Source organism: Bradyrhizobium sp. SYSU BS000235 (assembly GCF_049747295.1).
In the GTDB taxonomy this organism is placed as follows: Bacteria; Pseudomonadota; Alphaproteobacteria; order Rhizobiales; family Xanthobacteraceae; genus Afipia.
This window is the reverse complement of record NZ_JBMHJM010000001.1, coordinates 5,091,412-5,116,465: the sequence shown is the minus strand read 5'-3', so window position 1 is coordinate 5,116,465 and position 25,054 is coordinate 5,091,412. Positions and strand designations below refer to the sequence as shown.

The following is a 25,054-nucleotide window of genomic DNA, read 5'->3' as shown; positions in this document are numbered from 1 at the left end:
CACCAAAGCGCCGCTCTCACATGTTCAGGACACGCCCATAGGCGTCGAGCACGGCTTCCTTCATGGTTTCCGAGATGGTCGGATGCGGGAAGATGGTGTGGAAAAGCTCCTCTTCCGTCGTTTCCAGGTTCATCGCCACGACGAAGCCCTGAATCAGTTCGGTGACCTCGGCGCCGACCATATGGGCGCCGAGCAACTGGCCGGTCTTCTTGTCGAAGACGACCTTCGCCATGCCCTGGTCCTCGCCCTGCGCGATGGCCTTGCCGTTGCCGACGAACGGGAAGCGTCCGACGCGGATCTCCTTGCCCGCTTCCTTGGCCTTGGCTTCAGTTAGCCCAACCGAAGCGACCTGGGGATGACAGTAGGTGCAGCCCGGGATCAGGTTCTTGTCCATCGGATGCGGGTGCATGCCCTTGATCGCCTCGACACAGATGATGCCTTCATGCTCCGCCTTGTGCGCCAGCATCGGAGGACCCGCGACGTCGCCTATGGCGTAGATGCCCGGCACGTTGGTCTTGCCGTAGCCGTCGATCACGATGCAGCCGCGGTCGGTCTTCACACCCAGCTTCTCGAGCCCGAAGCCCTCGATATTGCCGACGACACCCACCGCCGAGATCACACGGTCAACGGTCAGCGACTGCGTGCCGCCCTTCCCGTCATCGATGGTGGCAGTGACGCTGTCGGCCTTCTTGTCGAGCTTGGTGACCTTGGCGCCGGTCAGAATCTTGATGCCCTGCTTCTCGAACTGCTTGCGGGCGAAACCTGCAATCTCGGCATCCTCGACCGGCAGGATCTGCGGCAGCACTTCGACCACGGTCACATCCGCGCCCATCGTGCGATAGAACGAAGCGAACTCGATGCCGATCGCGCCGGAGCCGACCACCAGCAGCGACTTCGGCATCTTGTCCGGATTCATTGCTTCGAAATAAGTCCAGACCAGCTTCTTGTCCGGCTCAAGACCGGGCAGCACGCGCGGACGGGCGCCGGTGGCGACGATGATGTGCTTGGCCTGATAGCTGCCCTCGCCCAGCGAACCTTTGGGCGCTTCGGCCTGAGACTTCTTCACGCTGAATTTGCCGGGAGCCTCAATCGTGGCCTCGCCCCAGATGATCGTGATCTTGTTCTTCTTCATCAAGAACTCGACGCCGCCGTTGAGGCGCTTCACCACGCCACGCGAGCGCGCGATCACCGCCTTCGGATCGAACGAGACGTTGTCCGCGGACAGTCCGTAGTCCTTGGCATTTTTCATGTAGTGATAGATTTCGGCCGAGCGGAGCAGCGCCTTGGTCGGAATGCAGCCCCAGTTGTTACAGATGCCGCCGAGATAAGCCTTCTCGACAATCGCGGTCTTGAAGCCGAGCTGCGCGGCGCGGATCGCGGTGACATAGCCGCCTGGTCCCGAACCGATGACAACAACGTCGAAAGATGTATCAGCCATGTAACGCTCCGTGCGCCGAGCGGCGCTTTCTCAAGAAATACTTATCTGTTCGTGCGAACTGTCCGCGGCAAACGATCGAACGTGCAATTTCATCCCGGTCATCCCGCCTGCGCCTTCGCACTCGCCTGCCCGGCAAGAATGCCGCGAAACAGCAGCCACTGCACGAGCACGATCGTCCAGAACGGCAACGTGCCTTGCAATGAGGCAAGCACATCCGCCATCTGGGTTTGCCGCCCGCTTGAAAGATCGGAAACAATAGCCAGCACGAGCAGACAGACCGGAACCAGCATCAGGGTTAGGAAGCAGCGCCAAAGCGCCAGCTCTCGCTGACGCCTGAGCGCGGATATGACATTGGCAACCGCAACGATCAGAACCTCCACCGGAATGATCAGCGCCTGAAAGGCGGTGACCACTTCGCAGCCTGGGAGATCGCTGCCACAGGGCTCGAGCGCCGCGCCTGCGAGCATGACTCCCAATCCGACGAACAGGGACGCGACCACAGCAGCTAATGCCGTGAGAAAGAGCCGCACGGCCTCGTCCCGCCTGGTTACACCACCATCATCACCGGATTTTCAATCAACAGCTTGAACGCACTCAGGAGCTGTGCGCCGAGCGCACCATCCATTGCGCGGTGATCGCAGGTGAGCGTGACCGTCATGATGTTGGCGATCTCGATCTTGCCGTTGCGAACCACAGCCCGTTCTTCGCTCATGCCGACCGCTAGGATTGACGTCTGCGGCGGATTGATCACGGCGGTGAACTGCTTCATGCCGTACATGCCGAGGTTCGACACCGCGCTGGAGCCGCCCTGATACTCTTCCGGCTTCAGCTTTCGCGCCTTGGCGCGCGTAGCGAGATCCTTCATGTCGGCGGAAATCTGCGACACCGACTTGCTGTGCGCGTTGCGGATAATCGGCGTGATCAGTCCGGTCGGAATGGAGACCGCGACGGAAATGTCCGACACCTTATGGTGCAGCATCGCTTCGTCGGTCCAGGTCACGTTGGCGTCCGGCACGCGCTGCAAGGCCATCGCCAGCGCCTTGATGACGAAGTCGTTGACCGAGAGCTTGTAGGCCGGCTTGCCTTCCTTGTCCTTCGGTGCGAGCGCATTGATCTCTTCGCGCGCGGCGACGAGTTTGCCGATGTCGCAATCCGCGGTGAGATAGTATTGCGGGATGTCGCGATCCGACGCCGACAGGCGCTGCGCAATCACCTTGCGCATGCTGTCGTGTGGAACGGCCTCGTACTCGCCATCCTTGAACAGCGCGCGGATCTGTTGATCCGACGGACCAACAGTAACGGGTGCAGCCGCAGCCGCGGCAGGCTTGAGGCCCTGCCCCGACTTCGCCTGCTCGATATCGCGCGCGACCACACGGCCATGCGGACCGGATCCGTTCACCCGCGACAGCTCAATGCCGGCTTCCTTCGCCAGACGACGTGCAAGCGGCGACGAGAACACGCGAGCACCGTTGCTGGCCGCAGCGGGTGCAGCCTTCGGCGATGCCGATGGTGCGGGCGCTGGCGCGGCAGGCGCTGGTGTCGGGGCCGGCGTCGCAGCAGGAGCCGGAGCCGCCGCTTTCGGTGCGGGCGCTGCGGCCGGAGCTTCCGACTTCGGCGGTTCTGATTTGGCCGGCGCGGCGGATGCGGCGCCGGCTCCAGCAGCCTTCACGTCCTCGCCGTCAGCGGCGAGCACGGCGATGACGTTGTTGACCGGAACGTCCTGCGTGCCTTCCGGCACCAGGATCTTGGCAATCGTTCCTTCGTCGACGGCTTCGACTTCCATCGTCGCCTTGTCGGTCTCGATCTCGGCGATCACGTCACCGGACTTGACCTTGTCGCCTTCCTTCTTGAGCCACTTGGAGAGGTTGCCCTTTTCCATGGTGGGTGAAAGCGCGGGCATCAAAATGTTGATCGGCATGATCCAGGCCCTGCTTTCTCAGCGATAGGTAACAGCTTTGGCTGCGGCGACGACTTCAGCCGCCGTCGGCAACGCAAGCTTCTCGAGGTTGGCTGCGTAAGGCATCGGCACGTCCTTGCCTGAGACGCGCGCCACCGGGGCGTCGAGGTAATCGAACGCATGCTCCATCAGCCGCGCCGCGATCTCGGCGCCGACGCCGGACTGCTGCCAGCCCTCTTCGACCACCACAGCGCGGCCGGTCTTCTTCACCGACTCGACCAGCGTTTCGGTATCCATCGGGCGAAGCGTACGAAGGTCGATGACTTCGGCTTCGATGCCTTCCTTGGCGAGTTCGTCCGCCGCCTGCAGGGCATAGGTCATAGCGTGTGACCACGCGATCAACGTGACATGTCCACCCGAGCGAACGATGCGGGCCTTGCCGATCGGAATGACATAGTCATCGAGCTTCGGCACATCACCGGTGTGACCGTAGAGGATTTCGTTTTCGAGGAAGATCACCGGATTGGGATCGCGGATCGCCGCCTTGAGCAAGCCCTTCGCGTCGGCCGGCGAATAAGGCGAGACCACCTTCAGACCCGGGATCTGCGAATACCAGGACGAATAATCCTGGCTGTGCTGGGCTGCGACGCGAGCCGCCGCGCCGTTCGGGCCGCGGAAAACGATCGAACAGCCCATTTGGCCGCCGGACATATAAAGCGTCTTGGCTGCCGAGTTGATGATCTGGTCCATCGCCTGCATGGCGAAGTTGAAGGTCATGAACTCCACGATTGGCTTCAAGCCCGCCATTGCGGCACCAACGCCAACGCCTGCGAAACCATGTTCGGTGATCGGCGTATCGATCACACGCCGATCCCCGAACTCCTGCAGCAGCCCCTGCGTGACCTTGTAGGCGCCCTGATACTCGGCGACTTCCTCGCCCATGACGAAGACGTCGCCATCGCGGCGCATTTCTTCGGCCATGGCATCGCGCAGCGCTTCGCGCATGGTCATCTTCACCATCTCGGTGCCGGGCGGCACTTCGGGATCAGGCTCGACCGGAGCTGCAGACGCAGCAACAGCCGGCGGGGCGCTGATCTGCGGCTTGCCTTCACCGACCGGCGCGCGAGATTCCTGGACTTCCTGCTGAACACTCGGCGCGGCAGCCGGTGCCTTGGCTGCGGCCGGCGGGGGTGCCTTGCCGAGATCGTCCGCGCTTTCACCGTCGCTCAGGATGGTCGCGATCGGCGTATTGACGGCAACGTCATTGGTCCCCTCGGCAACGAGGATCTTGCCGAGCGTCCCTTCATCGGTCGCCTCGACTTCCATCGTGGCTTTGTCGGTTTCGATTTCGGCGATGACATCGCCGGACTTGATGGTCTCGCCCTCTTTTTTCAGCCATTTCGAAAGATTGCCTTTCTCCATGGTTGGCGAAAGCGCAGGCATGAGAACTTGAATCGGCATGATCGCTCCGGACTAAAACTATGTATCTGCGCTTAACGGTAAATATCGGTGTAGAGCTCGGACACGTCGGGCTCCGGCTCGCGCTGCGCGAAATCAGCCGATGCATTGACGATGTCGCGCACCTCTGCGTCGATCGCCTTGAGCTCCTGCTCGCTGACCTTCATGTCGAGCAAGCGCAGCCGGACCTGTTCGATCGGGTCCTGATCATGACGAACCTTTTCGACCTCCTCACGTGTCCGGTACTTGGCGGGATCGGACATCGAATGACCGCGATAGCGGTAGGTCTGCATCTCCAGGATGTACGGACCGTTGCCTTCGCGGCACCACTTCACGGCCTTGTCGCCGGCAGCCTTCACCGCTCGCACGTCCATGCCGTCGACCTGCTCGCCGGGAATGTTGAACGACACGCCGCGCTTGGAGAAGTCGGTCTGTGCCGATGACCTCGTCACCGACGTGCCCATGGCGTAGCGGTTGTTTTCGATGACGTAGATCACGGGGAGCTTCCAAAGCTCCGCCATGTTGAAGCTCTCGTAGACCTGGCCCTGGTTGGCCGCGCCGTCGCCGAAGTAAGCCACGCTGACGTGGTCATTGCCGCGGTAACGGTTGGCGAAAGCGAGACCGGTTCCGAGCGGCACCTGGGCACCAACGATGCCGTGCCCGCCGTAGAAGGCCTTCTCCTTGCTGAACATATGCATGGAGCCGCCCTTGCCCTTCGAATAGCCAGCGGCGCGCCCGGTCAGTTCGGCCATCACACCATTCGGATCCATGCCGGTGGCCAGCATGTGGCCGTGATCACGGTAACCGGTGATGATCTGATCGCCATCCTTGAGCGCGAGCTGCATGCCGACCACGATCGCTTCCTGGCCGATATAGAGATGGCAGAAGCCACCGATAGCGCCCATGCCGTAAAGTTGACCAGCCTTTTCCTCGAAACGGCGGATCAGCAGCATCTCGCGATACGCATGAAGCTCTTGTTCTTTTGTGAAAGCAAAATTCGATGGATGGCGGGAGCCATTGCCAGCTTCCTGCGTTGCGGTCTTCTTCGCTGATGCCATGACGGGTCCGAATGAGAGAGCGGATATCGATCCTCTCTACTCCAACTCACATCGCCATGAAAGCATTGCGTGCGCTACGAAATCTCGCGCTTATGACGCAATGCAGCGTACGCAATTTTAAAATCTAAACGCGATGATTTTTGAAATTTGAAACTCAGTTCGGGGTGATCATGCGCACCAGATCACGCGGGTGTGCATAATCGAGCTGATAGCGCGCACGCTCATCGAGCATGTCGGGGTCGACTCGGTCCGAACGAAGGGATGACACGCGCTGTTCGGCAGCCGTACGCTCGGCCTTGAGCCGCGCCAGCTCCGCCGTCAGCGCCACGATCTCGTGATCGAGTTCTTGCTGTGCATTCAGGCCATATTTGCCCGTGTACGCATTGACGCCGAAATAGGCGATCATCGCGGCCGCAATCGCGTACAACGCGAGGCCGGTCATAATAGCTTTAAGTCGGGAGCGTGAAACCATTCCAGACGATGCGACAGCCCGGTTAATTGAATGCTAACCGGGCTATCGGAAGCGGCAATTATTTGCGGTGCTGCTCAACCCACGCGGCGAACGCGTCGAGATACTGCTTCAGCACTTTCTCAAGCGCCTCTTTGGTGAGGTTGCCCTTGTCATCGAACGCATCGCCAACGCCAACCAGGTAGGTCTCCGGCTGCTGCATGATCGGGCCGGTGTATCCCGGAAGAATCTGCTTCAGGTTCATCGCCGCGCAGACGCCGCCGAGCGGGCCTGGCGAGTTGCTGATGATGCCGGCCGGACGACCGTTGAACGAGCTCTTGCCATACGGGCGCGAGCCCACATCGATCGCGTTCTTCAGCACGCCGGGGATCGAGCGGTTGTATTCGGGCGTCACAAACAGGACCGCGTCCGACTTCTGCAGTGTTTCCCGGAAGGCGACCCAGTCCGCCGGCGGATTGGCTTCGAGGTCCTGATTAAAGAACGACAAACCGTGGAGGGTCACCACATTGAGCTTGAGCGAAGCTGGCGCCAGCTTCGTGAGCGCATTGGCGATCTTGAGCGAATACGATTCCTTGCGAAGGCTGCCGACAATGACGGAAACGGTGTGGGCCACGAAACGATCCTTTCAGGACGGAATAAACTATCGGTCGCAATTAGCCGCGCCCTCGAAAAGATGCAAGTGCATTCAATTCATGGATTCCATTAGAGCCGTGCATTTGGGTCGCGTTTCCGCGAGCGACGCGATGACATCATCCACCCAACACCTCGTCATTATGCTCACCGAGTTTCGGCGCGCCGGACTGCGGATGCGGGCGCTGCCCGTCGAACGAAATCGGCAACCCGATCACCGGCAAGCCGCTGCCGGGTAGTGTCCGGACCAGATCGACGGCCTTGAACTGCTCGGTCTGTGACAATTCGACGATGGTGTTGACCGGACTGCATGGCACCCCGACCGCTTCAAAAGCGGATATCCATTCCCCACGGGTTTTCGTGCGCAGCACGACCGACATGAGATCGATCAGCACGTCACGGTTGAGAAACCGGTCCCGTCCTCGCGCAAAGCGCGGATCGGTCGCCCACTCGGGATATCCAAGGACAGCCGCGCATTTGTGAAACAGCCGATCATAACCGGCAGCGATTACCATCGGGCTGTCAGCGGTCTCGAACACCTGATACGGCACAATCGCGGATGCCGCAGTGCCTGTTCGAGGCGAGAGTTCTTGCGTCACGTGGTAGGTCGCCAGCGACGTATCGACCCATGCGGCGGCACTATCCAGCAATGAGGTGTCGATCACACATCCCTTCCCCGTGACATGCCGCTGCTGAAGCGCGGCGAGCGCCCCGATCACGCACCATTGCGCGGTGGCCTTGTCGTTGATCGCCGGCGCACAGAAGGTCGGCGGATCGCCGTGGCGGCCGGTCTGCATCATCACGCCGCTAAAAGCCTGCAGCAGCGGATCGAAACCCGGCGCCCTCGACAGCGGACCGCTCGGACCGAACGCCCAGATCGAGCAGTAGATCAGGCGCGGATTGATCGCGGTCATATCCTGCGGACCGATGCCAAGAGCAGCCACGACACCCGAGCGAAGATTCTGGATCAGGATGTCCGCATCGCGCACGAGGTCCTTCAGCTTCGCGACGCCGTCCGGGCTCTTCATGTCGAGCGTCACCGACCGCTTGTTGCGGTTGGTGACATGAAACATGATTGAAGCTTCTTCGATGAACGGCGGTCCCCACCCGCGTGCATCGTCGCCGCCGTCCGGCTTCTCGACCTTGATGACGTCGGCGCCCATGTCGGCCATGATCGCACCGGCCAACGGACCGGCCAGTGCCTGCCCGATCTCGATGACCCTGATGCCTTTAAGGGGCCCGTCCATTTCGCTTCGCTCCCATCACGATTGATTCCGTTGACGGGCAGTCAAACCGCGAAGTAGCGGCGGGGCAAGCATGTGCCCCGCACGAAAACGAAGACCAGAAATGTGGCCGTGAGCCTTCCGGCGCGGCTGCTTTTACGCCAGCGCCTTGAGCGCAGCCTTGCCAGCGTAAATCGCCTGCGAACCGAGTTCCTGCTCGATGCGCAGCAACTGGTTGTACTTCGCCGTGCGGTCTGCACGCGCCAGCGATCCGGTCTTGATCTGTCCGCAGTTGGTCGCAACAGCGAGGTCAGCGATGGTGGCGTCTTCCGTCTCACCGGAGCGATGCGACATCACTGCCGTGTAGGCTGCCTTGTGCGCCATCTCGACGGCAGCCAGGGTCTCGGTGAGCGTCCCAATCTGATTGACCTTGATCAGGATCGAATTGCCGCGGCCGGCCTTGATACCTTCCGCGAGGCGCTTCACGTTGGTCACGAACAGATCGTCACCCACCAACTGGCACTTGCGACCGATCAGGTCGGTCAGTTCCTTCCAGCCGTCCATGTCGTCTTCCGCCATGCCGTCCTCAATCGACACGATCGGATAACGCGAGACCAGGTCGGCCAGGTACTTGGCCTGCTCCGAGCGCGAGCGGGTTTTCTTTTCCCCTTCATAGACGTACGCGCCGTCCTTGAAGAATTCAGTGGAAGCGCAGTCCAGCGCGAGCATCACGTCGTCGCCGGCCTTGTAGCCAGCCTTGGCGATGGCGCCCATGACAAAATCCAGCGCGGCATCGGCGGACGGCAGGTTTGGCGCAAAGCCGCCCTCGTCGCCGACATTGGTGTTGTGGCCGGCCTTCTTCAGTTCCGACTTCAGGGTGTGGAAAATCTCGGCGCCGCAACGAAGCCCCTCGGAGAAGCTCTCCGCGCCAGTCGGCATGATCATGATTTCCTGAAAATCGATTGGATTATCAGCGTGTACGCCGCCATTGATAATGTTCATCATTGGCACCGGCAGGGTCCGCGCCGAGGTTCCGCCGACATAGCGATACAGCGGCATGCCAAGCGATTCCGCCGCAGCCTTGGCGACCGCGAGCGAGACACCGAGGATCGCGTTGGCGCCCAGGCGGCTCTTGTTCGGGGTTCCATCGAGGCCGATCATGACCTCGTCGATCTGGACCTGCTGTTCGGCCTCCATACCCCCGACGGCGTCGAAGATCTCGCCGTTGACGGCCTCTATCGCCTTCAGCACGCCCTTGCCCTGATAGCGGCTCTTGTCGCCGTCTCGCAGTTCGACGGCCTCGTGGGCGCCGGTGGACGCGCCTGACGGCACCGCGGCCCGCCCGAGCGAACCATCTTCGAGCACTACATCGACTTCGACGGTCGGATTGCCACGGCTGTCGAGAATTTCGCGGCCGATGATGTCAACGATAGCGGTCATGACGGTCCCTTCACTTCTACGGGTCAACAATTGGGGTGCTTCTACAGGAAGCCTCGCGAGGGGAAAAGGCCACGGGCGCACCAGGCTGGCGACGCGAATGCTAGAATCGGACCACCAGATTGGCTATCAGGGGCGCCAACGGAGAAACCCATGTCACGAAAGCCTCGCAAGGCGTCTACGGCGCCTGCACCTGCCCCATTGCAACTCGGCCAGCATGTCGAGATGCCGCTGTCGCCGGACCGCGCCCAGCTCGACCGCGTGCCCAACCCGCATTCGGACACAAACTATGTGGCACGCTTCACGATGCCGGAATTCACCTCGATCTGCCCGGTGACCGGACAGCCGGACTTCGCCATTCTGGTGATCGACTATGTGCCCAACAAATGGCTGGTCGAGTCGAAGTCCCTCAAGCTCTACCTCAACAGCTTCCGCAACGTCGGCTCGTTCCACGAGGACTGCACCGTGTCCATCGGCAAGCGGCTGGTGAAGCTGCTGGCCCCGCGCTGGCTGCGGATCGGCGGATATTTCTATCCGCGCGGCGGCATGCCGATCGACGTGTTCTGGCAGGCGGGAAAACTGCCCGCGACCGTATGGGTGCCGGATCAGGGCGTCCCGCCCTATCGCGGGCGCGGTTAGCGGCTCACCTCACGTCCCGGCGAGCTTCATCGGCTTTCGATTGAGCAGGCGTGCGGCGACAGACCCAAGCACCATGATCATCGCCGCGCTCACGATCAACGTCGGCAACTTGCCGGCGTGGGACAACGCGAAGCCGTAAATGATCGGACCGACCGCTTGCCCCATGAAGAAACAAAACGCGTGCAGCGACAGCGCCGATGCGCGTGCCTCGGGAGCCAGGTCGCTTGAAAACACCTGCAGCGAGCCGTGCAGGCAATAAAATCCCCAGCCCATGATCAGGAAGCACAGCGCCTGCACTTCCCAGCGGGGACCGAACGCGATCGCCACGATCTGCGATCCGACCACGACGGAGCCGCCGACCATCAGGCCTTTGGTGCCGACGCGCGGCAGCAAACGCGATACGCTCATGGTGTAGAGCAGACCACCCACGGCAAACGCCGCAATCACCACACCGGGAATCGACGACCGCGTTTCGCCGAGCTCGAACAGAAACGCCGCAACGAACGGAAACAGGCCCAGGACGCAAAATCCCTCGACGAACACTGCCGAGAAACAGACACGCGCGTTGGGATTTTTCAGGATCGTGCGATAGCCGTGCTTCAGCGTGCTGAAGTCCACGCCCTGCCTCGGATGGAGACGCCGCCACGGCGAAATCCTACCCAGACGGCGATCGAGGCAGCGATCACCAACAGGCCCAGGACCGTCAGAACCCCGCGCCAGCCGAGAAAATCGCCGATGACGCCGGCAGCCGAGGAGCCGAGCAGATTGCCGGTCATCGCGCCGGCCAGCACACGGCTGAGCGCAATCTGCCGGTGCGAGGTCGGGACGAGATCGCTCGTCAGCCCCATCGCAATTGGAAACGTCCCGCCGGCCGCGATGCCGCACAGCACGCGCGACAGGAACAGCATCTCGAAGGACGTCGCGAGTGCCCCGATGATGTTGGCTGCCCCAAGTGTCGCGAGACACACAATCATCAACCGCGCCTTGCCGAACATATCGGCCGCGGCGCCCAGGATCGGCTGCACAATCGCAAATGTCAGAGCGACGGCCGCCGAGAGACTTGCAGCCGTTGCGATCGTCACGCCGAGATCGTCTGCGACCAGCGGCAGAACCGGCTCCATCGAACGCGACGACAGCGCGGCTGCGAATGTCGTTGCAGCGATCACATTGAGGATCGGGAGCATCAGGAGGCTGATCGCTCCTCAAATGCCGCTCCCGATGGGATCATCAGCGCGTCTCGCCCTTGGCGAGCACATCGAACGCCATCAAATTCTTGACCAGCGCCTCGAAGTCCTTGAGCGGCACCATGTTGGGGCCGTCGGATGGGGCATTGTCCGGATCGGGATGGGTCTCGATGAAGACGCCGGCCACGCCGACGGCGACGGCAGCCCGCGCCAGCACCGGCACGAACTCACGCTCGCCGCCGGATGAGGTCCCCTTGCCGCCGGGCTGCTGCACCGAATGTGTCGCATCGAAAATCACCGGCGCACCGGTCGTGCGCGCCAGGATCGGCAGCGCCCGCATGTCCGACACCAGTGTGTTGTAGCCGAACGAGGCCCCGCGCTCGGTCACCAGCACATTGGGATTGCCGCCGCCGGTGACCTTGCCCACGACATTGGCCATATCCCACGGCGCAAGAAACTGGCCCTTCTTCACATTCACGATCTTGCCGGTCGCCGCTGCAGCCAGCAGAAGGTCCGTCTGACGGCACAAGAACGCTGGGATCTGCAGGATATCGACCACGTCCGCCACTTGCGCGCATTGTTCGATTTCGTGGACGTCAGTCAGCACGGGCATTCCGAGCGTAGAGCGAATCTCGGCGAAAATGGGAAGCGCCTTGTCGAGCCCGAGCCCCCGCGCGCCGGACGCGCTGGTGCGATTGGCCTTGTCGAAGGACGTCTTATAGACGAGCCCGATCTTGAGCCGCGCGGCGATCTCCTTCAGGGCTGACGCTGTTTCAAGCGCGTGCGCGCGGCTTTCCAACTGGCATGGTCCGGCAATCACCGCCAGCGGCAGCGCGTTGCCAAATTTCACTGAACCGGCAGACACCACCGGCGCCGCAGAGAGCTTAGCGTTCAAGGCTTATCCTTTATCTGAAGCAGTTACACGGACGACGTCGGGATTCCGACGAACATCGTCCTATAGATGCCAATGACCATGCCGGTCTGGCGTTGCGGGATCAAGTATTGGTTGAAGGCTCGAATATCAGGGTTGCGCCGAAGCCGACCTCTGGAGGTACGATCAGGCGCCCGATGTGGCGATGACATGCAATCCCGTTCTTGCGCAGGTGCTGCTCGACCTCATCGAGCGATGGAACCAATAGCCGCAAGCCTTTGAGCGACGCACCTTCTCCGTCCACCTTCGGCTTGATGCCAAACTGATCCCGGAATGCAATCGCCTCGATAATCTCGACATCGCCACGCGGCGTTGGCGCGGTGACGCCCATCGAGCTTGAACGAAGTTCGCGCACACCGGTGAAACCGTTGAGGAAGATATGATGGTCGGTCGGATTGTCCGCGACCATCACCGCGCCAAGAACACCGCTCGCGCCGTTGGGATGCTGCTGGTAATCGGGCTTCCAGAAGGCCGAGGGATTTTGCTGCTGGCAGGTCGCAAAGCCGGTGTGCGGTGACAGCGCATCGCGCGCGAAAGCCAAAGAGAAACCGACAGTCACCTTACTGCCATCCGGCTGCGTGGCCTCGCGCGAGAACGGCAGCGAAGGCGAAGCTCCTATTCCAAGGCGCGAAAAATCCGCGACATCTGCCTCAGAGTCCACGCTTTCCAGCAGGAGCATCGAAAAGCCGTCGCCGCGCGCGATCGCATCGCGATTGGCGACGCCGAAGATCTTCGGCAATCCCTCGCCGATGAGTTTCTCCGGTTCAGCGACGGTCAGAATTTCGATGAAGAATCCGGGAAACTGGATGACGTGATTGTGCGTGCCCCAGGGATGCTTGTTGCGCGCCCCGACCTTGAAGCCTGCGCGACGATAGAACTCCGCCGCGGCATCAAGATCGCGAACGGCGTGGACGATATGATCAAGACCACGAGGCATCATTCAACGCGCCAGGGCGCCCTTCACTTCACCGACGAGAATGCCGTCGGCGCCAGAAGCTGGCTGGTGATGTTGCCGACGATCTGGCCGTCCTTTTCCGTCTCCGCACGGGCCGCGATCCACTCCGGATCGGCCTGGAAGGCGTTCCACTTCTGCTCGCGCTCGGCCATCGAGTCCCATTCCAGAAAATAGGTCAATTCCTGGTTCGACTCGCCGACCAGGGTGGTGAAAAAGCCCGCCGGGCGAATGTTGTGCTTCTTCCAGATAGTGAGCGTATACGTCTCGAAGCGCTTGAGCAGATCGGGCAGCCGCCCCGGGACACAGCGATACACCCGCATTTCGTAGACCTTGCTCATCGATCCCCCTGATTTTCTTGTCCGCAGTCCTTGGCAGTGACCGCGTATGCCAGTTTCGCGTATCTAGTGTCCCGATTCCGAAGTTCGCATCATTGCGAGGCGTCTTCGTTTGCGAACTTCGGAATCGGGACACTAGCAAATTATTGATCTAGTGTGGCCTTGGTTCAGAAGTCCGCATTCCAGACTCGCTGCACAAGTGATGCGGACTTCTGAACCGCCACACTAGGGTATAGTGGCCGAGCCGCAGGCTGATCAAGCGTCCGCATCAACAGGTTCCTGCGCTGAAGGTCACCCATGCGAATCTTGTCTGGTCTCGTTCTCGCCCTGATTGCCACGTCGTCGTTTCCCGCCTCAGCCCAGGAACGCCCCGGCACGCCAGGCGTGGTCAACAGGGGCAGCGAGAGCGTATCGATCGGAGGAAAACCCGCCGCGCGTCAGGGCGACACCACCACCGGCGGCAATGTGGTTGTGGAAGGCTCGAAGAACGTTTTCATCAATGGCAAACCCGCAGCCGTCACAAACGGCAAGACCAGTTGCGGTGGTGTGGTGGTCGGCGGTGGCGGCAACGTGTTCATCAACGGCAAGCCAGCCGCCCGTAGCGGTGACCAAACCTCGGGATGTCCGCGATAATGGGGCCAGATCAGCTCAACCAGACCCCAAGCGCTTGGTGACAAGGTTCAGATCGGCTGCGTCTTTTTCACTGAGCCAGCGAATGTCTTTGCTCGCGGACATCTGTTGCAGGATGGATGGTGAGACGCCCATCCGGGTCATGTATTCGAGGATCATGCCCGACGTCTTCTGCGCATAGGCGACGCCGTCCCAATTGCGAGCATCCTCTTTCGACACTTCCGCGGTGAACTGGTGCACGCCTAATCGAGAGCCCGGCACGAGGGCGCGGGCCGTTCCGCCTGCATAGGTCAGGACACAGGCGCTGGCACAATAAGCGGGTTTGAGGCGTCCGTCGGAGCTCACCGAGCCGACCAGCGTTCTCAGCCCCCGCGAGCGAATGATCTCACCCATGATGAGCGCCTGATCAACCCGGCCGCCCGGTGACGAGAGGATCACGGTGTCGCCCGCGACGAGCTTGGCCTCGTCCAGTTCGGTGCGAAACACGCTGGCAGATGCCGCTCCGATTTCCCCCTTCACCGCCAGCGCGCGGTTGGATGGTCCCAGAGCATCAATCGTCACAACTGACGTCGTCAGGGAGTGGGAGAAATACAGGTCCTTCCAATAGGCCCACGCCTGCGGTGCCGAGAGATCCTGATAAGCGCGACCGCCATAAAGGCCGATGATCGCAATCGCGAAAAGAAGGGAAACCAGAGAACTGCGGTTGAAGAGGCTACGCCGGCCAGGTGCATTGGGCGGTACCTCGCGAGGCTCCTGAGGCGATTGCTCAGCGGGCGGCTGGCCCCAGGGCCGGAGCGGTGCGTCCGCTTCAAATCTGCTGTCGCGATTCATAACTGACCCGTATTCGACGATCTCCGGCAGCATGCGACCCGGCGATCAACCCTACCCTGAACTACCGATGATCCTGAGATTTGTCTTTTTCGGGAAGCTCTTTTGGAACTGATTTGGGATCGACCTTCGACATCGCAATGGCCGATTCCATCACCAGCTTCAGACCAATACGTGGATCGAGTGTATCTTTGGTCTGCCGCAAAAGTTGATCGGCAACTTCCTCGCAAATCACCGGCCAATACTCGGGCGGAACGCTGTGGCCGTTGGCGGGTCCCGGCCCGTCGGTCCGCGTGAAAATAAATCTCGCACGGGGCCAAAACATGTTGAGCAACTCGCGGGCCGCGATGTGTGGCTGATGCTCCTTGCCGACTGTCGGGATGCCGAATTCCGGTGTCCCTACCGTTTCAGAAACATGCCTGAACATGGGATGGATATCCGGCAGGTCACTTTGCGGCAGGCCATTCGCCACCGCACCCGCAGCGACCCTTCCCCATAAGGTGTCGGGATATCTACTCACCGCCTGCGGCACCAGATAGCCGTTGATGAGATCGCCAAAATAAAGGTTCTCACCGGACTTCGTCGTCGCGATGACGAGCAGTCCGTTGCTGCGCAAATACTCACTCAGGGCTTCAGGCGCTGCGGCCGCGGCGTTGGGCATAGGAACATCGCGCTTGGCAACCCGCGCCCACACCGCGCTTTGCGCTGAATAGCCCGCAAGCGCGCCGATCGAGACCAGAAGCGTTTCCGCGTGAACTCCGCGCTCGGTCTTGAGCCACATCAGAAGAGAATCGCGCAAACTGCCGATGGCCAGGTTTGCCCTGATTTCATCGTCCGGCGAACTCTTCCATGGGAAAGTCACCGCAGCTGTTTGTTGAGGAGCCGGCTGTTCGGCATTCGCCATCAATGCGCTCTGGAAAATAATACCCGATGCAACAGCACATACCGACGCAAGAAAGCGCCTTCTCAAGAAAGACCTTGAAAGCACAATTATCCACCAAACTGATGGCAGAAATAAAAAGAACGTCCGTTATCGCAACACTATACCAGGCGGCTTTGCACCATCGCAGCCTGCACGAACGACGCAAACAGCGGATGCGGCTCGAACGGACGCGACTTCAACTCGGGATGATACTGCACGCCGATGAACCACGGATGATCCTCGTACTCGACGATCTCCGGCAACACGCCGTCCGGCGACATCCCCGAGAACCGCAGGCCATGCTGCTCGAGCCGGTCCTTATAGGCCGTGTTGACTTCATAGCGATGACGGTGGCGCTCTGAAATTTCCAGCGCATCGCCATAGACCTTCGACACCCGGCTCCCCTTCTTGAGGGTCGCCGGATAGGCGCCAAGCCGCATGGTGCCGCCGAGGTCACCGGCTCTGCTGCGCTTTTCAAGTTCGTTGCCGCGCAGCCATTCCGTCATCAGTCCAACCAAAGGCTCCTTGGTCGGCCCGAACTCGGTGGAATTCGCATCGGCGATGCCTGCAAGATTACGTGCGGCTTCGATGACCGCCATCTGCATGCCGAAGCAGATCCCGAAATACGGCACGTCGCGCTCGCGTGCGAACTGCGCTGCCCTGATTTTGCCTTCGGCCCCGCGCTGACCAAACCCGCCCGGCACGAGGATGCCGTTGACGTGCTCGAGGAACGGCGCCGGGTCTTCGTTTTCGAAAACCTCCGACTCGATCCAGTCGAGATTGACCTTCACCTTGTTGGCGATGCCGCCGTGGGACAGTGCCTCGATCAGCGATTTGTAGGCGTCCTTCATGCCGGTGTACTTGCCGACAATGGCAATGGTCACCTGGCCTTCGGGATTGCGGACCCGCTCGTTGATGACGTGCCAGCTGTCCAGAGCCGGCGGCGTCTTCGGCTTGATGCCGAATGCGGCCAGCACCTCGTCGTCCAGGCCGGCGGCGTGATACCCCTCAGGGACCGCGTAGATGTTGTCGACGTCCCGCGCCTCGATCACCGCGCTTTCGCGCACGTTGCAGAACAGCGCCAGCTTGCGGCGCTCTTCCTTCGGAATCTCGCGGTCGGTACGGCAGAGCAGAATGTCCGGCTGGATGCCGATCGAACGCAGTTCCTTGACCGAATGCTGCGTCGGTTTGGTCTTCAGTTCGCCTGCGCTCGGGATGTAGGGCAGCAGCGTGAGATGGATATAGATCACGTCGCCGCGCGGCAGGTCGTTCTTGATCTGGCGGATGGCCTCGAAGAACGGCAGGCCTTCGATGTCGCCGACCGTGCCGCCGATTTCGCACAGCACGAAGTCGTAGCCGTCGTTGCCATTGAGGATGAAGTCCTTAATGGCATTTGTCACATGAGGAATGACCTGGATGGTCGCACCGAGGTAATCGCCCCGCCGCTCCTTGGTGAGAATGTCCTGATAGATTCGGCCGGTCGTAATGTTGTCGGCCTTCGTCGCCGGATGGCCGGTGAACCGCTCGTAATGCCCGAGATCGAGATCGGTCTCGGCACCGTCGTCGGTGACGAACACTTCGCCGTGCTGATACGGCGACATCGTCCCCGGATCGAGGTTGAGGTAAGGATCAAGCTTACGAAGACGGACTTTGTAGCCTCGCGACTGCAGCAATGCACCGAGTGCAGCTGATGCCAAACCTTTGCCGAGCGAGGAGACCACGCCGCCGGTGATGAAAATATACCGCGCCATGGGAATCAACCTTTAACGCCGCCGGACCGATTCGCAAAACTAAACGCCAAGCGCACGCCGACATCTCGTGACGCTGTGGGTGACTTCAAAAATCGAAGTCAGTCAATGAGTTGGGAGAACACCTTGAGATTTGCAGATAAGCATTCCGCGCATATCTGCAAATCTTTATTCCGCATAGGTGTTATTTGGACTGTGGGGCCTGCGGTGCAGCAGGCGCTTCCGGCTTCTTCAGAGAATCCAAAAGTCCGCCAGATGGCGCCGGCGGCGTCCCTGGCTGAGAGATCGGCGCCGGGCTGGTGGTGTTGATGATCGAGACGGGCTTGCGCTCATAGCTTGCCCACCACGACAGGAAGAGGCTCGTTGCGAAGAAGCCGGCAGCCAGAATCGCCGTCGTCCGTGTGAGCAGATTGGTCGTGCCGCGGCTCGACATGAAGCCGCCGCCACCGCCAATGCCAAGCCCCCCGCCTTCGGATCGCTGAAGCAGCACCACTCCGATCAGGGTGGCAACAATCATGAGATGGATGACGATAATGACGGTTTGCATCGTGACCTTCCGTCACAAGCCATCGGCGCCGGGCAGCCGGACGCATTGAGGCCTGCGGGGGTTGAAGTTGCGCGGTCTGTACACGATTGCGGGGGTGATTGTCACCCCTGACGAACCGCGTCCAGTCCGATGGTTCAGAAGTTCGCCCGATTTTCCCGGGATTCGGGACGCTAGCGTTATCAGGGATTTAAGGGCACCCGGCCGCGATCGCAAGGAAGTCCGCAGCCTTGAGGCTGGCACCGCCGACCAGGGCGCCGTCCACATTGGCGACTGCCATCAGTTCCGCCGCATTCGAGGGCTTCACCGAACCGCCGTAGAGGATGCGGATCTTGTCGCCATCACCGCTAAAGCGTTCCCGCAACTTGCCCCGGATAAACCCATGAACTTCCTCGACATCTTTGGTTGTCGGGGTCAGTCCGGTGCCGATCGCCCAGACCGGTTCATAGGCCACAACGGTATTGGACGCGGTCACACCATCCGGCAGCGAGCCGGCGACCTGGGTCCCGATCACATCAAGGGCTCGGCCGGCATCCCGCTCCTCCCGCGTCTCACCGACGCAGACGATGGCCATAAGCCCGGCGCGCCAGGTTGCTTGCGCCTTGAGCCGCACCAATTCATCGCTTTCGTGGTGGTCGGTCCGTCGCTCCGAGTGCCCAACGATCACGGCGGTCGCCCCGGCATCTGCCAGCATCTCGGCGGAAATATCTCCGGTATGGGCGCCCGATGCTTTGGGGTGGCAATCCTGCCCTCCGATCGCAACTTTTGAGCCGATCGCAGCCGCCGCGGCACTGAACACCAGAGTCGCAGGCGGGCAGATCAGCAGATCGGCCTTCTGCCAGATGTCACCCATCCCCTGACCAATCGCCACCAGTTCGTTCAGGGAGGCTTTCAGCCCGTTCATCTTCCAGTTCCCAGCAATCAGCGGGCGGCGCTTGTCGGTCATGATTGATCTCACTCGCAATTAACGTCTTTTGCGACCTACCAGAGGGGGCGGCGCGACACCAGTTCCAAAGACGGTTTCCACATTGCCGACTGTTAACCGCGCTGAACCGTCGCCGTCAGCAAGGTTGCTAGGGAACAGTCACCGTTTTATACGTTGGCAGAACAATGCGGTAACGCCCTTCAGTGATGTTGGCGAACCGCTCCTCTCCCTGAAACATCAAGCAAGTTGGCCCCATGCTCCGAGGAATGCGCAAAGCCTCATCGAACTGGCTCGGCAAGACGATTATGTCTGTCATGTTCGGCATCCTGATCGTCAGTTTCGGAATCTGGGGTATCGCCGATATCTTCAAGGGGTTCGGACAATCGAGCCTCGCCAAGATCGGCAACACCGAAATCACCACGGAGCAATTCCGTAATCTCTACACCGACAAGCTGCAGCAGATCGGCCGCCAGTTCGGCCGGCCGATCACCTCAGAGCAGGCCCGCCAATTCGGCCTGGACCGTCAGGTGCTGCAGCAGGTGATCGCTGAAGCAGCGCTGGACGAAGGCGCGCGCCGCATGGGATTGGGACAATCCGATGCGGAGGTTGTCCGCGCCATTTCCGCGGATCCGAATTTCAAGGGCCTCGATGGCAAGTTCGATCCAGACCGTTTCAATGCATTGATCCGGCAGTTCGGCTACAACGAACAGCGCTATATCGCAGAGCAGCGGCGCGTATCCCTGCGCCGGCAGTTGACCGGTACGGTGGCAAGCGGCGCTGAGCCCTCAAAGACCCAGCTCGAAGCCTTGATCCGCTTCCAGAACGAGCAGCGTTCAGTCGAGTACGTCAACCTGACCGAGGCCCAAGCCGGAACGATCGATCCCCCCTCGCCTGAGGCACTGGCTGCCTATTTCGAGGACCGCAAGGCGCTGTTCCACGCCCCGGAATATCGCAAGCTCGCCGTACTCATGCTGACCCCTGACGAACTCGCGAAATCGATCACGGTGTCCGACGAGGACGCCAAGAAGGTCTTCGAGCAACAGCGCGAGCGCTACGCCACGCCGGAGCGCCGTCAGGTCTACCAGATCGCGTTCCCGAACATGGAAGAAGCCAAGGCTGCCCGCGAGAAGATCGCGGCCGGCACATCGTTCGAGGACATCGCGAAAGAACGCAAGCTGACGCCCTCGGATATCGATCTCGGCACCGTCACCAAGGCTGCGATGGGCGATCCTGCCATCGCCAATGCTGCGTTTTCGCTGGCGCCCGATACCGTGAGCGACCCGGTGAAAGGTGCGCTGGTGACCGCGTTGCTGAAAGTCACCAAGGTCGAGCCCGGCGCAAACCCGAGCTTTGAAAGCCTTGCGGATGTCATCAAGCGCGAGATCGCGATGGAGCGCGCCCGAGCGCAGCTTCAGGATCTGCATAACAAGATCGAAGACGAACGCGGTGGCGGTGCCAACATTGCCGAAGCCGCGCAAAAGCTGGGACTGAAGGCGATCACGATCGAAGCCGTCGATCGCTCCGGCCGCGGCCTGGACGGCAAGCCCGTCACTGGCCTGCCGCAAGGCGTCGACGTCATCTCCCCGGCTTTCGCAAGCAATGTCGGTGTCGAAAACGATCCGGTGCAGTTCAACGGCGGCGAGCTTTGGTTCGATGTGTTGGGTGTCACCCCATCGCGGGATCGCTCGCTCGAAGAAGTCAAGGATCAGGTCGAGAAGCGCTGGCACGCCGAAGAAGTTTCAAAGCGTCTCCGCGCCAAGGCAACCGAGATGATCGAGAAGCTCAACAAGGGCGCCAAGCTTGATGCCGAAGCCGCTGCGCTGGGCGTGAAGGTTGAAACGGCGGCCGCCTTCAAGCGCGACGCCGAAATCAAGGGTGTGCCGGAACGCCTGATCGCCGCAGCTTTCCAGACCCCGAAGGATGGCGTTGGCCAGACCGAAGGCGCCAACAGCAGCGACTGGATCGTGTTCAGGGTCACCGACGTAATCACCCCCACCGTCGACATGGCGTCGGATGACGTGAAGAAACTGAAAGAGACGCTTCAGCGCGCCCTGAGCGAGGAGCAGATCACGCAGTTTGTGACCCACCTTGAATCGGAAGTTGGCACGACGATCAATCAGAACGCATTCGCCGTAGCCACCGGCGCAGCATCCGCGCAATAGCTTCAAGTGAAAGTCACATGAACGACTTCAAAGCCATTATCGGAAAGGTCGCCACTGGCGCGGTATTGTCTCGTGACGAAGCGGCGATAGCTTTTGACTGCATGATGTCCGGCGAGGCGACGCCCTCCCAGATGGGCGGCCTGCTGATGGCCTTGCGTGTCCGCGGTGAGACGGTCGACGAAATCACCGGCGCGGTTTCGGCCATGCGGGCCAAGATGCTTCCGGTAAAGGCCCCTGGCGATGCGGTCGACATCGTCGGGACCGGAGGCGATGGCTCCGGATCCGTCAATGTTTCGACCTGTGCATCGTTCGTCCTCGCCGGCACCGGCGTGCCCGTCGCCAAGCACGGCAATCGCGCCCTGTCGTCCAAATCCGGTGCGGCGGATGTGTTGATGTCTCTCGGCGTCAAGATCGACATCACGCCTGATGAAGTCGGGCGCTGCATCCGAGAAGCCGGCATCGGCTTCATGTTCGCTCTGACGCACCACCCAGCGATGAAGAACGTCAACCCGACCCGTACCGAGCTGGCCACGCGCACGATTTTCAATCTGCTCGGACCACTCTCCAATCCTGCCGGCGTCAAGCGGCAGATGGTCGGCGTGTTTTCAAAGCACTGGGTACAACCGCTGGCGCAAGTGCTGAAGAACCTCGGCGCGGAATCCGTGTGGGTCGTCCACGGCTCGGACGGACTCGACGAGATCACCCTCACCGGTCCCACCTTCGTTGCGGCGCTTGAGAACGGCAACATCCGCTCGTTCGAAGTTTCGCCCGAAGATGCAGGCCTGCCGCGCGCCACCAGCGCGGAGCTCAAAGGCGGCGATGCGGACGCCAACGCGAAGTCACTTCTCGGTGTTCTCGAAGGCAAGCCCAGCGCTTACCGCAATGTCGCTCTAATCAATGCCGCCGCCGCCCTTGTGGTTGCCGGAAAGGCGAAGGACCTCAAGGAAGGCGTTGCAATTGGTGCAAAGTCTCTCGACAGCGGCGCGGCGGCTGACAAGCTGAAGCGCCTCATCGCTGTCTCGAATGCTTGAGGAGCAACTCCCCTTGTCCGATATCCTGACAAAGATCGAAGCCTACAAACGCGAGGAAATCGCAGCTGCAAAACGCGCGCATCCACTCGCAGAGGTCGAAGCCCGTGCGAAGGCGGCGCCTCCGCCACGCGGTTTCGTCAATGCCATCCGCAAGAAGCACACACAGGGCGAGTACGCGCTGATCGCCGAGATCAAGAAAGCGTCTCCATCGAAGGGCTTGATCCGTCCCGACTTCGATCCTCCGGTGCTGGCCAAGGCGTACGAAGCCGGTGGTGCAACGTGCTTGTCCGTGTTGACCGATACGCCATCGTTTCAGGGGCATCTCGATTTCATGGTGGCCGCACGTGCCGCTGTGTCCTTGCCTGTGCTGCGCAAGGACTTCATGTACGACACCTATCAGGTGGCGGAAGCCCGCGCCTATGGCGCGGATTGCATTCTCATCATCCTGGCGGCTCTTGACGATGCGGCCGCGAAGGATATCGAGGATGCAGCGTTCGCTCACGGCATGGATGTGCTGCTCGAGGTTCACAACAGGGAAGAACTCGACCGCGCGCTGAAGCTCCGGTCGCCGCTGCTCGGCGTCAACAACCGGAATCTCCGGACCTTCGAGACCACGCTTGCCACCAGCGAGCAACTCGCTCCGATGATCCCGAAAGAGCGGATCATGGTCGGCGAAAGCGGCATCTTCACACCGGAAGATCTGTCACGGCTCGCGAAGGTCGGCATGTCGACGTTCCTCGTCGGTGAAAGCCTGATGCGTCAGACCGATGTCACCGCGGCGACGCAGACATTGCTCGCGCGCGACACCGCCCAACGCGCAACCGGGACCCGCTGAACGTGGCCAAGGCGTCAAACAAAGCGTCTAAGAAGAGCTCTGGCCTCACCCATATCGACGCCAAAGGCGAAGCGCGCATGGTCGATGTTTCGGCGAAGCCGGACACCGAGCGCGTTGCCGTCGCCGAAGGCCGCGTCATCATGACTCGCAAAACCCTTGACCTGATCGTCAAGGGCAACGCGGCCAAGGGCGATGTGCTCGGCACCGCCCGCGTCGCCGGCATCATGGCTGCGAAACGCACCTCCGAACTCATTCCGCTGTGCCATCCGCTCGCGCTGTCCAAAGTCGTGCTCGATATCGAGCCCGACGCCAAATTGCCGGGCTGTCACGTTCGCGCCACAGTGAAGGTCAAAGGCCCGACCGGTGTCGAAATGGAAGCACTGACCGCCGTTTCCGTCGCATGCCTGACGATCTACGATATGGTCAAAGCGGTCGAGCGAGGGATCCGAATCGAAGGCATCCACCTCGTGGAGAAAAAGGGCGGAAAGTCCGGCCATTACCTGGTGTCACCGCACTAGCCGGACGTGAGGATTTCATAATGGCACTGATGCCGGTCGCCGATGCGTATGCAGCCGTTCTCAAGGGCGCCGACGCACTTCCAGAAGAACTCGTGCCACTTGAAGAGGCTCACCACCGCACGCTGGCGCGCGACCTGCCGTCCCTGCGGACACAGCCACCGGCCGCGATGTCGGCGATGGACGGCTACGCCGTGCGCGCCGCCGACGCCGTGCTCGGCGCTCGTCTCAAGGTCATTGGCGAGGTCGCCGCCGGGCGGCCGCTCGAAGGAGCGCTCGCCGCAGGCGAAGCCGCGCGCATCTTCACGGGTGGCGTTGTACCGGATGGCGCCGATGCCGTCGTCATCCAGGAAGACACCGCCCGCGATGGCGACCTCGTCACGATCAACGAAGCGATCGAACTGGGCAAGAATATCCGCAAGGCCGGCATCGATTTCCGCGAAGGCGACATGCTGCTGAAAGGCGGTGCACGGCTTACGGATCGCGATCTGTCGCTGGCTGCCAGTATGAATCATCCAAAGCTTCCGGTGCGGCGCCGTCCAAAAGTGGCGATCCTGGCCACCGGCGACGAACTGGTGATGCCGGGTGAAACCCTTGCTCCGGGACAGATCGTCTACTCGAACGGCTTCGCTTTGCGTGCGCTCGTTCGCAGCGAAGGTGCCGAGGCGATTGATCTGGGCGTCGCGCACGACACACTCGAATCGACCACGGCAGGCATCAGCCGTGCGCGGGATCAGGGTGTCGATGTCCTGATCACCACAGGTGGTGCGTCCGTTGGCGATCACGACGTCGTCAAGCGCGCCCTTGAGCTCGAGGGCACCGACATGGCCTTCTGGCAAATCGCCTTGCGCCCTGGCAAACCGATGATGCACGGCCGGCTCGGCGCGATGCGCGTGTTAGGACTGCCGGGCAATCCGGTCTCGTCCTACATCTGCGCGTATCTATTCCTGGTGCCGCTCATCCGTGCCCTCTCCGGCCGCGCGATGGTCGATCATCACTTCGAGACGGCGACGCTGGGTCACGAGCTGGCTGCCAACGACAAACGGCAAGACTACCTTCGCGCCCGACTCACGACAGACAGCTCCGGTATGTCCACCGCGGTCGCAGTCGGCCATCAGGACAGCTCGCTCGTCGCCAATCTGTCGTCGGCCAATGCACTGATCATCAGGCCTCCGTTTGCTGCTCCTGCAGCGAAGGGATCGCCCTGCACCGTGCTCAGGCTTCCCGGCTGATCTGCAAAGCGCCCGACAGATTCTGGCT

Annotated in this window: 24 protein-coding genes and 1 pseudogene; 7 read left to right on the top strand and 18 right to left on the bottom strand. The window is 61.2% G+C overall.

Annotated elements, in window-relative coordinates; all coding sequences use genetic code 11:
- Nucleotides 1-16: 16 nt before the first annotated feature.
- The 9 genes from lpdA to eno all read right to left on the bottom strand — a co-directional run bounded on the left by lpdA (nt 17) and on the right by eno (nt 9,613).
- Nucleotides 17-1,438, bottom strand: coding sequence for a dihydrolipoyl dehydrogenase (gene lpdA / locus ACP0KA_RS24095; RefSeq protein ID WP_424631227.1), 1,422 nt, complete (start codon nt 1,436-1,438; stop codon nt 17-19).
- Nucleotides 1,439-1,536: 98 nt separating this feature from the next.
- Nucleotides 1,537-1,968: a hypothetical protein gene (locus tag ACP0KA_RS24090; RefSeq protein ID WP_424631226.1), complete on the bottom strand. Its 432-nt coding sequence runs from the start codon at nt 1,966-1,968 to the stop codon at nt 1,537-1,539.
- Between the two features lie 17 nt (nt 1,969-1,985).
- Nucleotides 1,986-3,356 (bottom strand): pyruvate dehydrogenase complex dihydrolipoamide acetyltransferase, encoded by a 1,371-nt coding sequence (locus ACP0KA_RS24085; protein ID WP_424631225.1) that lies wholly within the window; start codon nt 3,354-3,356, stop codon nt 1,986-1,988.
- 18 nt (nt 3,357-3,374) lie between these two features.
- Complete coding sequence (locus ACP0KA_RS24080; protein WP_424631224.1) at nt 3,375-4,796, bottom strand: pyruvate dehydrogenase complex E1 component subunit beta; 1,422 nt, start codon at nt 4,794-4,796, stop codon at nt 3,375-3,377.
- Between the two features lie 32 nt (nt 4,797-4,828).
- Complete coding sequence (gene pdhA, locus ACP0KA_RS24075) at nt 4,829-5,851, bottom strand: pyruvate dehydrogenase (acetyl-transferring) E1 component subunit alpha (RefSeq protein WP_424631223.1); 1,023 nt, start codon at nt 5,849-5,851, stop codon at nt 4,829-4,831.
- Nucleotides 5,852-6,005: 154 nt separating this feature from the next.
- Nucleotides 6,006-6,323, bottom strand: a complete 318-nt coding sequence (locus ACP0KA_RS24070) for an FtsB family cell division protein (protein ID WP_424631222.1) — start codon at nt 6,321-6,323, stop codon at nt 6,006-6,008.
- Between the two features lie 58 nt (nt 6,324-6,381).
- Nucleotides 6,382-6,933, bottom strand: coding sequence for an NADPH-dependent FMN reductase (locus ACP0KA_RS24065; protein WP_424631221.1), 552 nt, complete (start codon nt 6,931-6,933; stop codon nt 6,382-6,384).
- A 136-nt stretch (nt 6,934-7,069) separates the two neighbouring features.
- On the bottom strand, nt 7,070-8,197 hold the full coding sequence (locus ACP0KA_RS24060; RefSeq protein ID WP_424631220.1) for a CaiB/BaiF CoA transferase family protein: 1,128 nt from the start codon (nt 8,195-8,197) through the stop codon (nt 7,070-7,072).
- A gap of 132 nt (nt 8,198-8,329) precedes the next feature.
- Nucleotides 8,330-9,613: a phosphopyruvate hydratase gene (gene eno / locus ACP0KA_RS24055; RefSeq protein ID WP_424631219.1), complete on the bottom strand. Its 1,284-nt coding sequence runs from the start codon at nt 9,611-9,613 to the stop codon at nt 8,330-8,332.
- 150 nt (nt 9,614-9,763) lie between these two features.
- On the opposite strand from eno, the gene queF reads away from it, so the two are divergent.
- Nucleotides 9,764-10,249 (top strand): preQ(1) synthase, encoded by a 486-nt coding sequence (gene queF, locus ACP0KA_RS24050; protein WP_424631218.1) that lies wholly within the window; start codon nt 9,764-9,766, stop codon nt 10,247-10,249.
- Between the two features lie 9 nt (nt 10,250-10,258).
- Here the strand turns inward: queF and ACP0KA_RS24045 are convergent.
- The 4 genes and pseudogenes from ACP0KA_RS24045 to ACP0KA_RS24030 all read right to left on the bottom strand — a co-directional run bounded on the left by ACP0KA_RS24045 (nt 10,259) and on the right by ACP0KA_RS24030 (nt 13,657).
- A pseudogene (locus ACP0KA_RS24045) lies at nt 10,259-11,433 on the bottom strand (MFS transporter).
- A gap of 43 nt (nt 11,434-11,476) precedes the next feature.
- The gene (gene kdsA, locus ACP0KA_RS24040; RefSeq protein ID WP_424631217.1) at nt 11,477-12,328 is read right to left on the bottom strand and encodes a 3-deoxy-8-phosphooctulonate synthase; all 852 of its coding nucleotides are present in this window, start codon (nt 12,326-12,328) and stop codon (nt 11,477-11,479) included.
- 100 nt (nt 12,329-12,428) lie between these two features.
- The gene (locus ACP0KA_RS24035; protein ID WP_424631702.1) at nt 12,429-13,301 is read right to left on the bottom strand and encodes a VOC family protein; all 873 of its coding nucleotides are present in this window, start codon (nt 13,299-13,301) and stop codon (nt 12,429-12,431) included.
- A 23-nt stretch (nt 13,302-13,324) separates the two neighbouring features.
- On the bottom strand, nt 13,325-13,657 hold the full coding sequence (locus ACP0KA_RS24030; protein WP_424631216.1) for an NIPSNAP family protein: 333 nt from the start codon (nt 13,655-13,657) through the stop codon (nt 13,325-13,327).
- Nucleotides 13,658-13,951: 294 nt separating this feature from the next.
- Between ACP0KA_RS24030 and ACP0KA_RS24025 the strand changes: the two genes are divergently transcribed.
- Complete coding sequence (locus tag ACP0KA_RS24025) at nt 13,952-14,287, top strand: PAAR domain-containing protein (RefSeq protein WP_424631215.1); 336 nt, start codon at nt 13,952-13,954, stop codon at nt 14,285-14,287.
- Nucleotides 14,288-14,302: 15 nt separating this feature from the next.
- Here ACP0KA_RS24025 and ACP0KA_RS24020 read toward each other — a convergent pair whose 3' ends face one another.
- From ACP0KA_RS24020 to tpiA, 5 genes are all read right to left on the bottom strand, one after another.
- Entirely contained in the window at nt 14,303-15,115 is an 813-nt protein-coding gene (locus ACP0KA_RS24020) for a hypothetical protein (protein WP_424631214.1), read from the bottom strand.
- A gap of 61 nt (nt 15,116-15,176) precedes the next feature.
- Complete coding sequence (locus ACP0KA_RS24015) at nt 15,177-16,016, bottom strand: hypothetical protein (RefSeq protein WP_424631213.1); 840 nt, start codon at nt 16,014-16,016, stop codon at nt 15,177-15,179.
- 137 nt (nt 16,017-16,153) lie between these two features.
- Nucleotides 16,154-17,785, bottom strand: coding sequence for a CTP synthase (locus tag ACP0KA_RS24010; RefSeq protein WP_424631212.1), 1,632 nt, complete (start codon nt 17,783-17,785; stop codon nt 16,154-16,156).
- A 181-nt stretch (nt 17,786-17,966) separates the two neighbouring features.
- Nucleotides 17,967-18,329, bottom strand: a complete 363-nt coding sequence (gene secG, locus ACP0KA_RS24005) for a preprotein translocase subunit SecG (RefSeq protein ID WP_424631211.1) — start codon at nt 18,327-18,329, stop codon at nt 17,967-17,969.
- Nucleotides 18,330-18,516: 187 nt separating this feature from the next.
- Entirely contained in the window at nt 18,517-19,272 is a 756-nt protein-coding gene (gene tpiA / locus ACP0KA_RS24000) for a triose-phosphate isomerase (RefSeq protein ID WP_424631210.1), read from the bottom strand.
- Between the two features lie 233 nt (nt 19,273-19,505).
- On the opposite strand from tpiA, the gene ACP0KA_RS23995 reads away from it, so the two are divergent.
- The 5 genes from ACP0KA_RS23995 to glp are packed head-to-tail and all read left to right on the top strand — an operon-like array spanning nt 19,506 to nt 25,026.
- On the top strand, nt 19,506-21,413 hold the full coding sequence (locus tag ACP0KA_RS23995; RefSeq protein ID WP_424631209.1) for a SurA N-terminal domain-containing protein: 1,908 nt from the start codon (nt 19,506-19,508) through the stop codon (nt 21,411-21,413).
- 17 nt (nt 21,414-21,430) lie between these two features.
- Nucleotides 21,431-22,444, top strand: coding sequence for an anthranilate phosphoribosyltransferase (gene trpD / locus ACP0KA_RS23990; RefSeq protein WP_424631208.1), 1,014 nt, complete (start codon nt 21,431-21,433; stop codon nt 22,442-22,444).
- Between the two features lie 13 nt (nt 22,445-22,457).
- A complete protein-coding gene (gene trpC / locus ACP0KA_RS23985) occupies nt 22,458-23,279 on the top strand; it encodes an indole-3-glycerol phosphate synthase TrpC (RefSeq protein ID WP_424631207.1) in 822 nt (273 codons plus the stop codon).
- A gap of 2 nt (nt 23,280-23,281) precedes the next feature.
- On the top strand, nt 23,282-23,797 hold the full coding sequence (moaC, locus tag ACP0KA_RS23980) for a cyclic pyranopterin monophosphate synthase MoaC (RefSeq protein WP_424631206.1): 516 nt from the start codon (nt 23,282-23,284) through the stop codon (nt 23,795-23,797).
- Nucleotides 23,798-23,817: 20 nt separating this feature from the next.
- Nucleotides 23,818-25,026 (top strand): gephyrin-like molybdotransferase Glp, encoded by a 1,209-nt coding sequence (glp, locus tag ACP0KA_RS23975; RefSeq protein WP_424631205.1) that lies wholly within the window; start codon nt 23,818-23,820, stop codon nt 25,024-25,026.
- Nucleotides 25,027-25,054 lie beyond the last annotated feature (28 nt).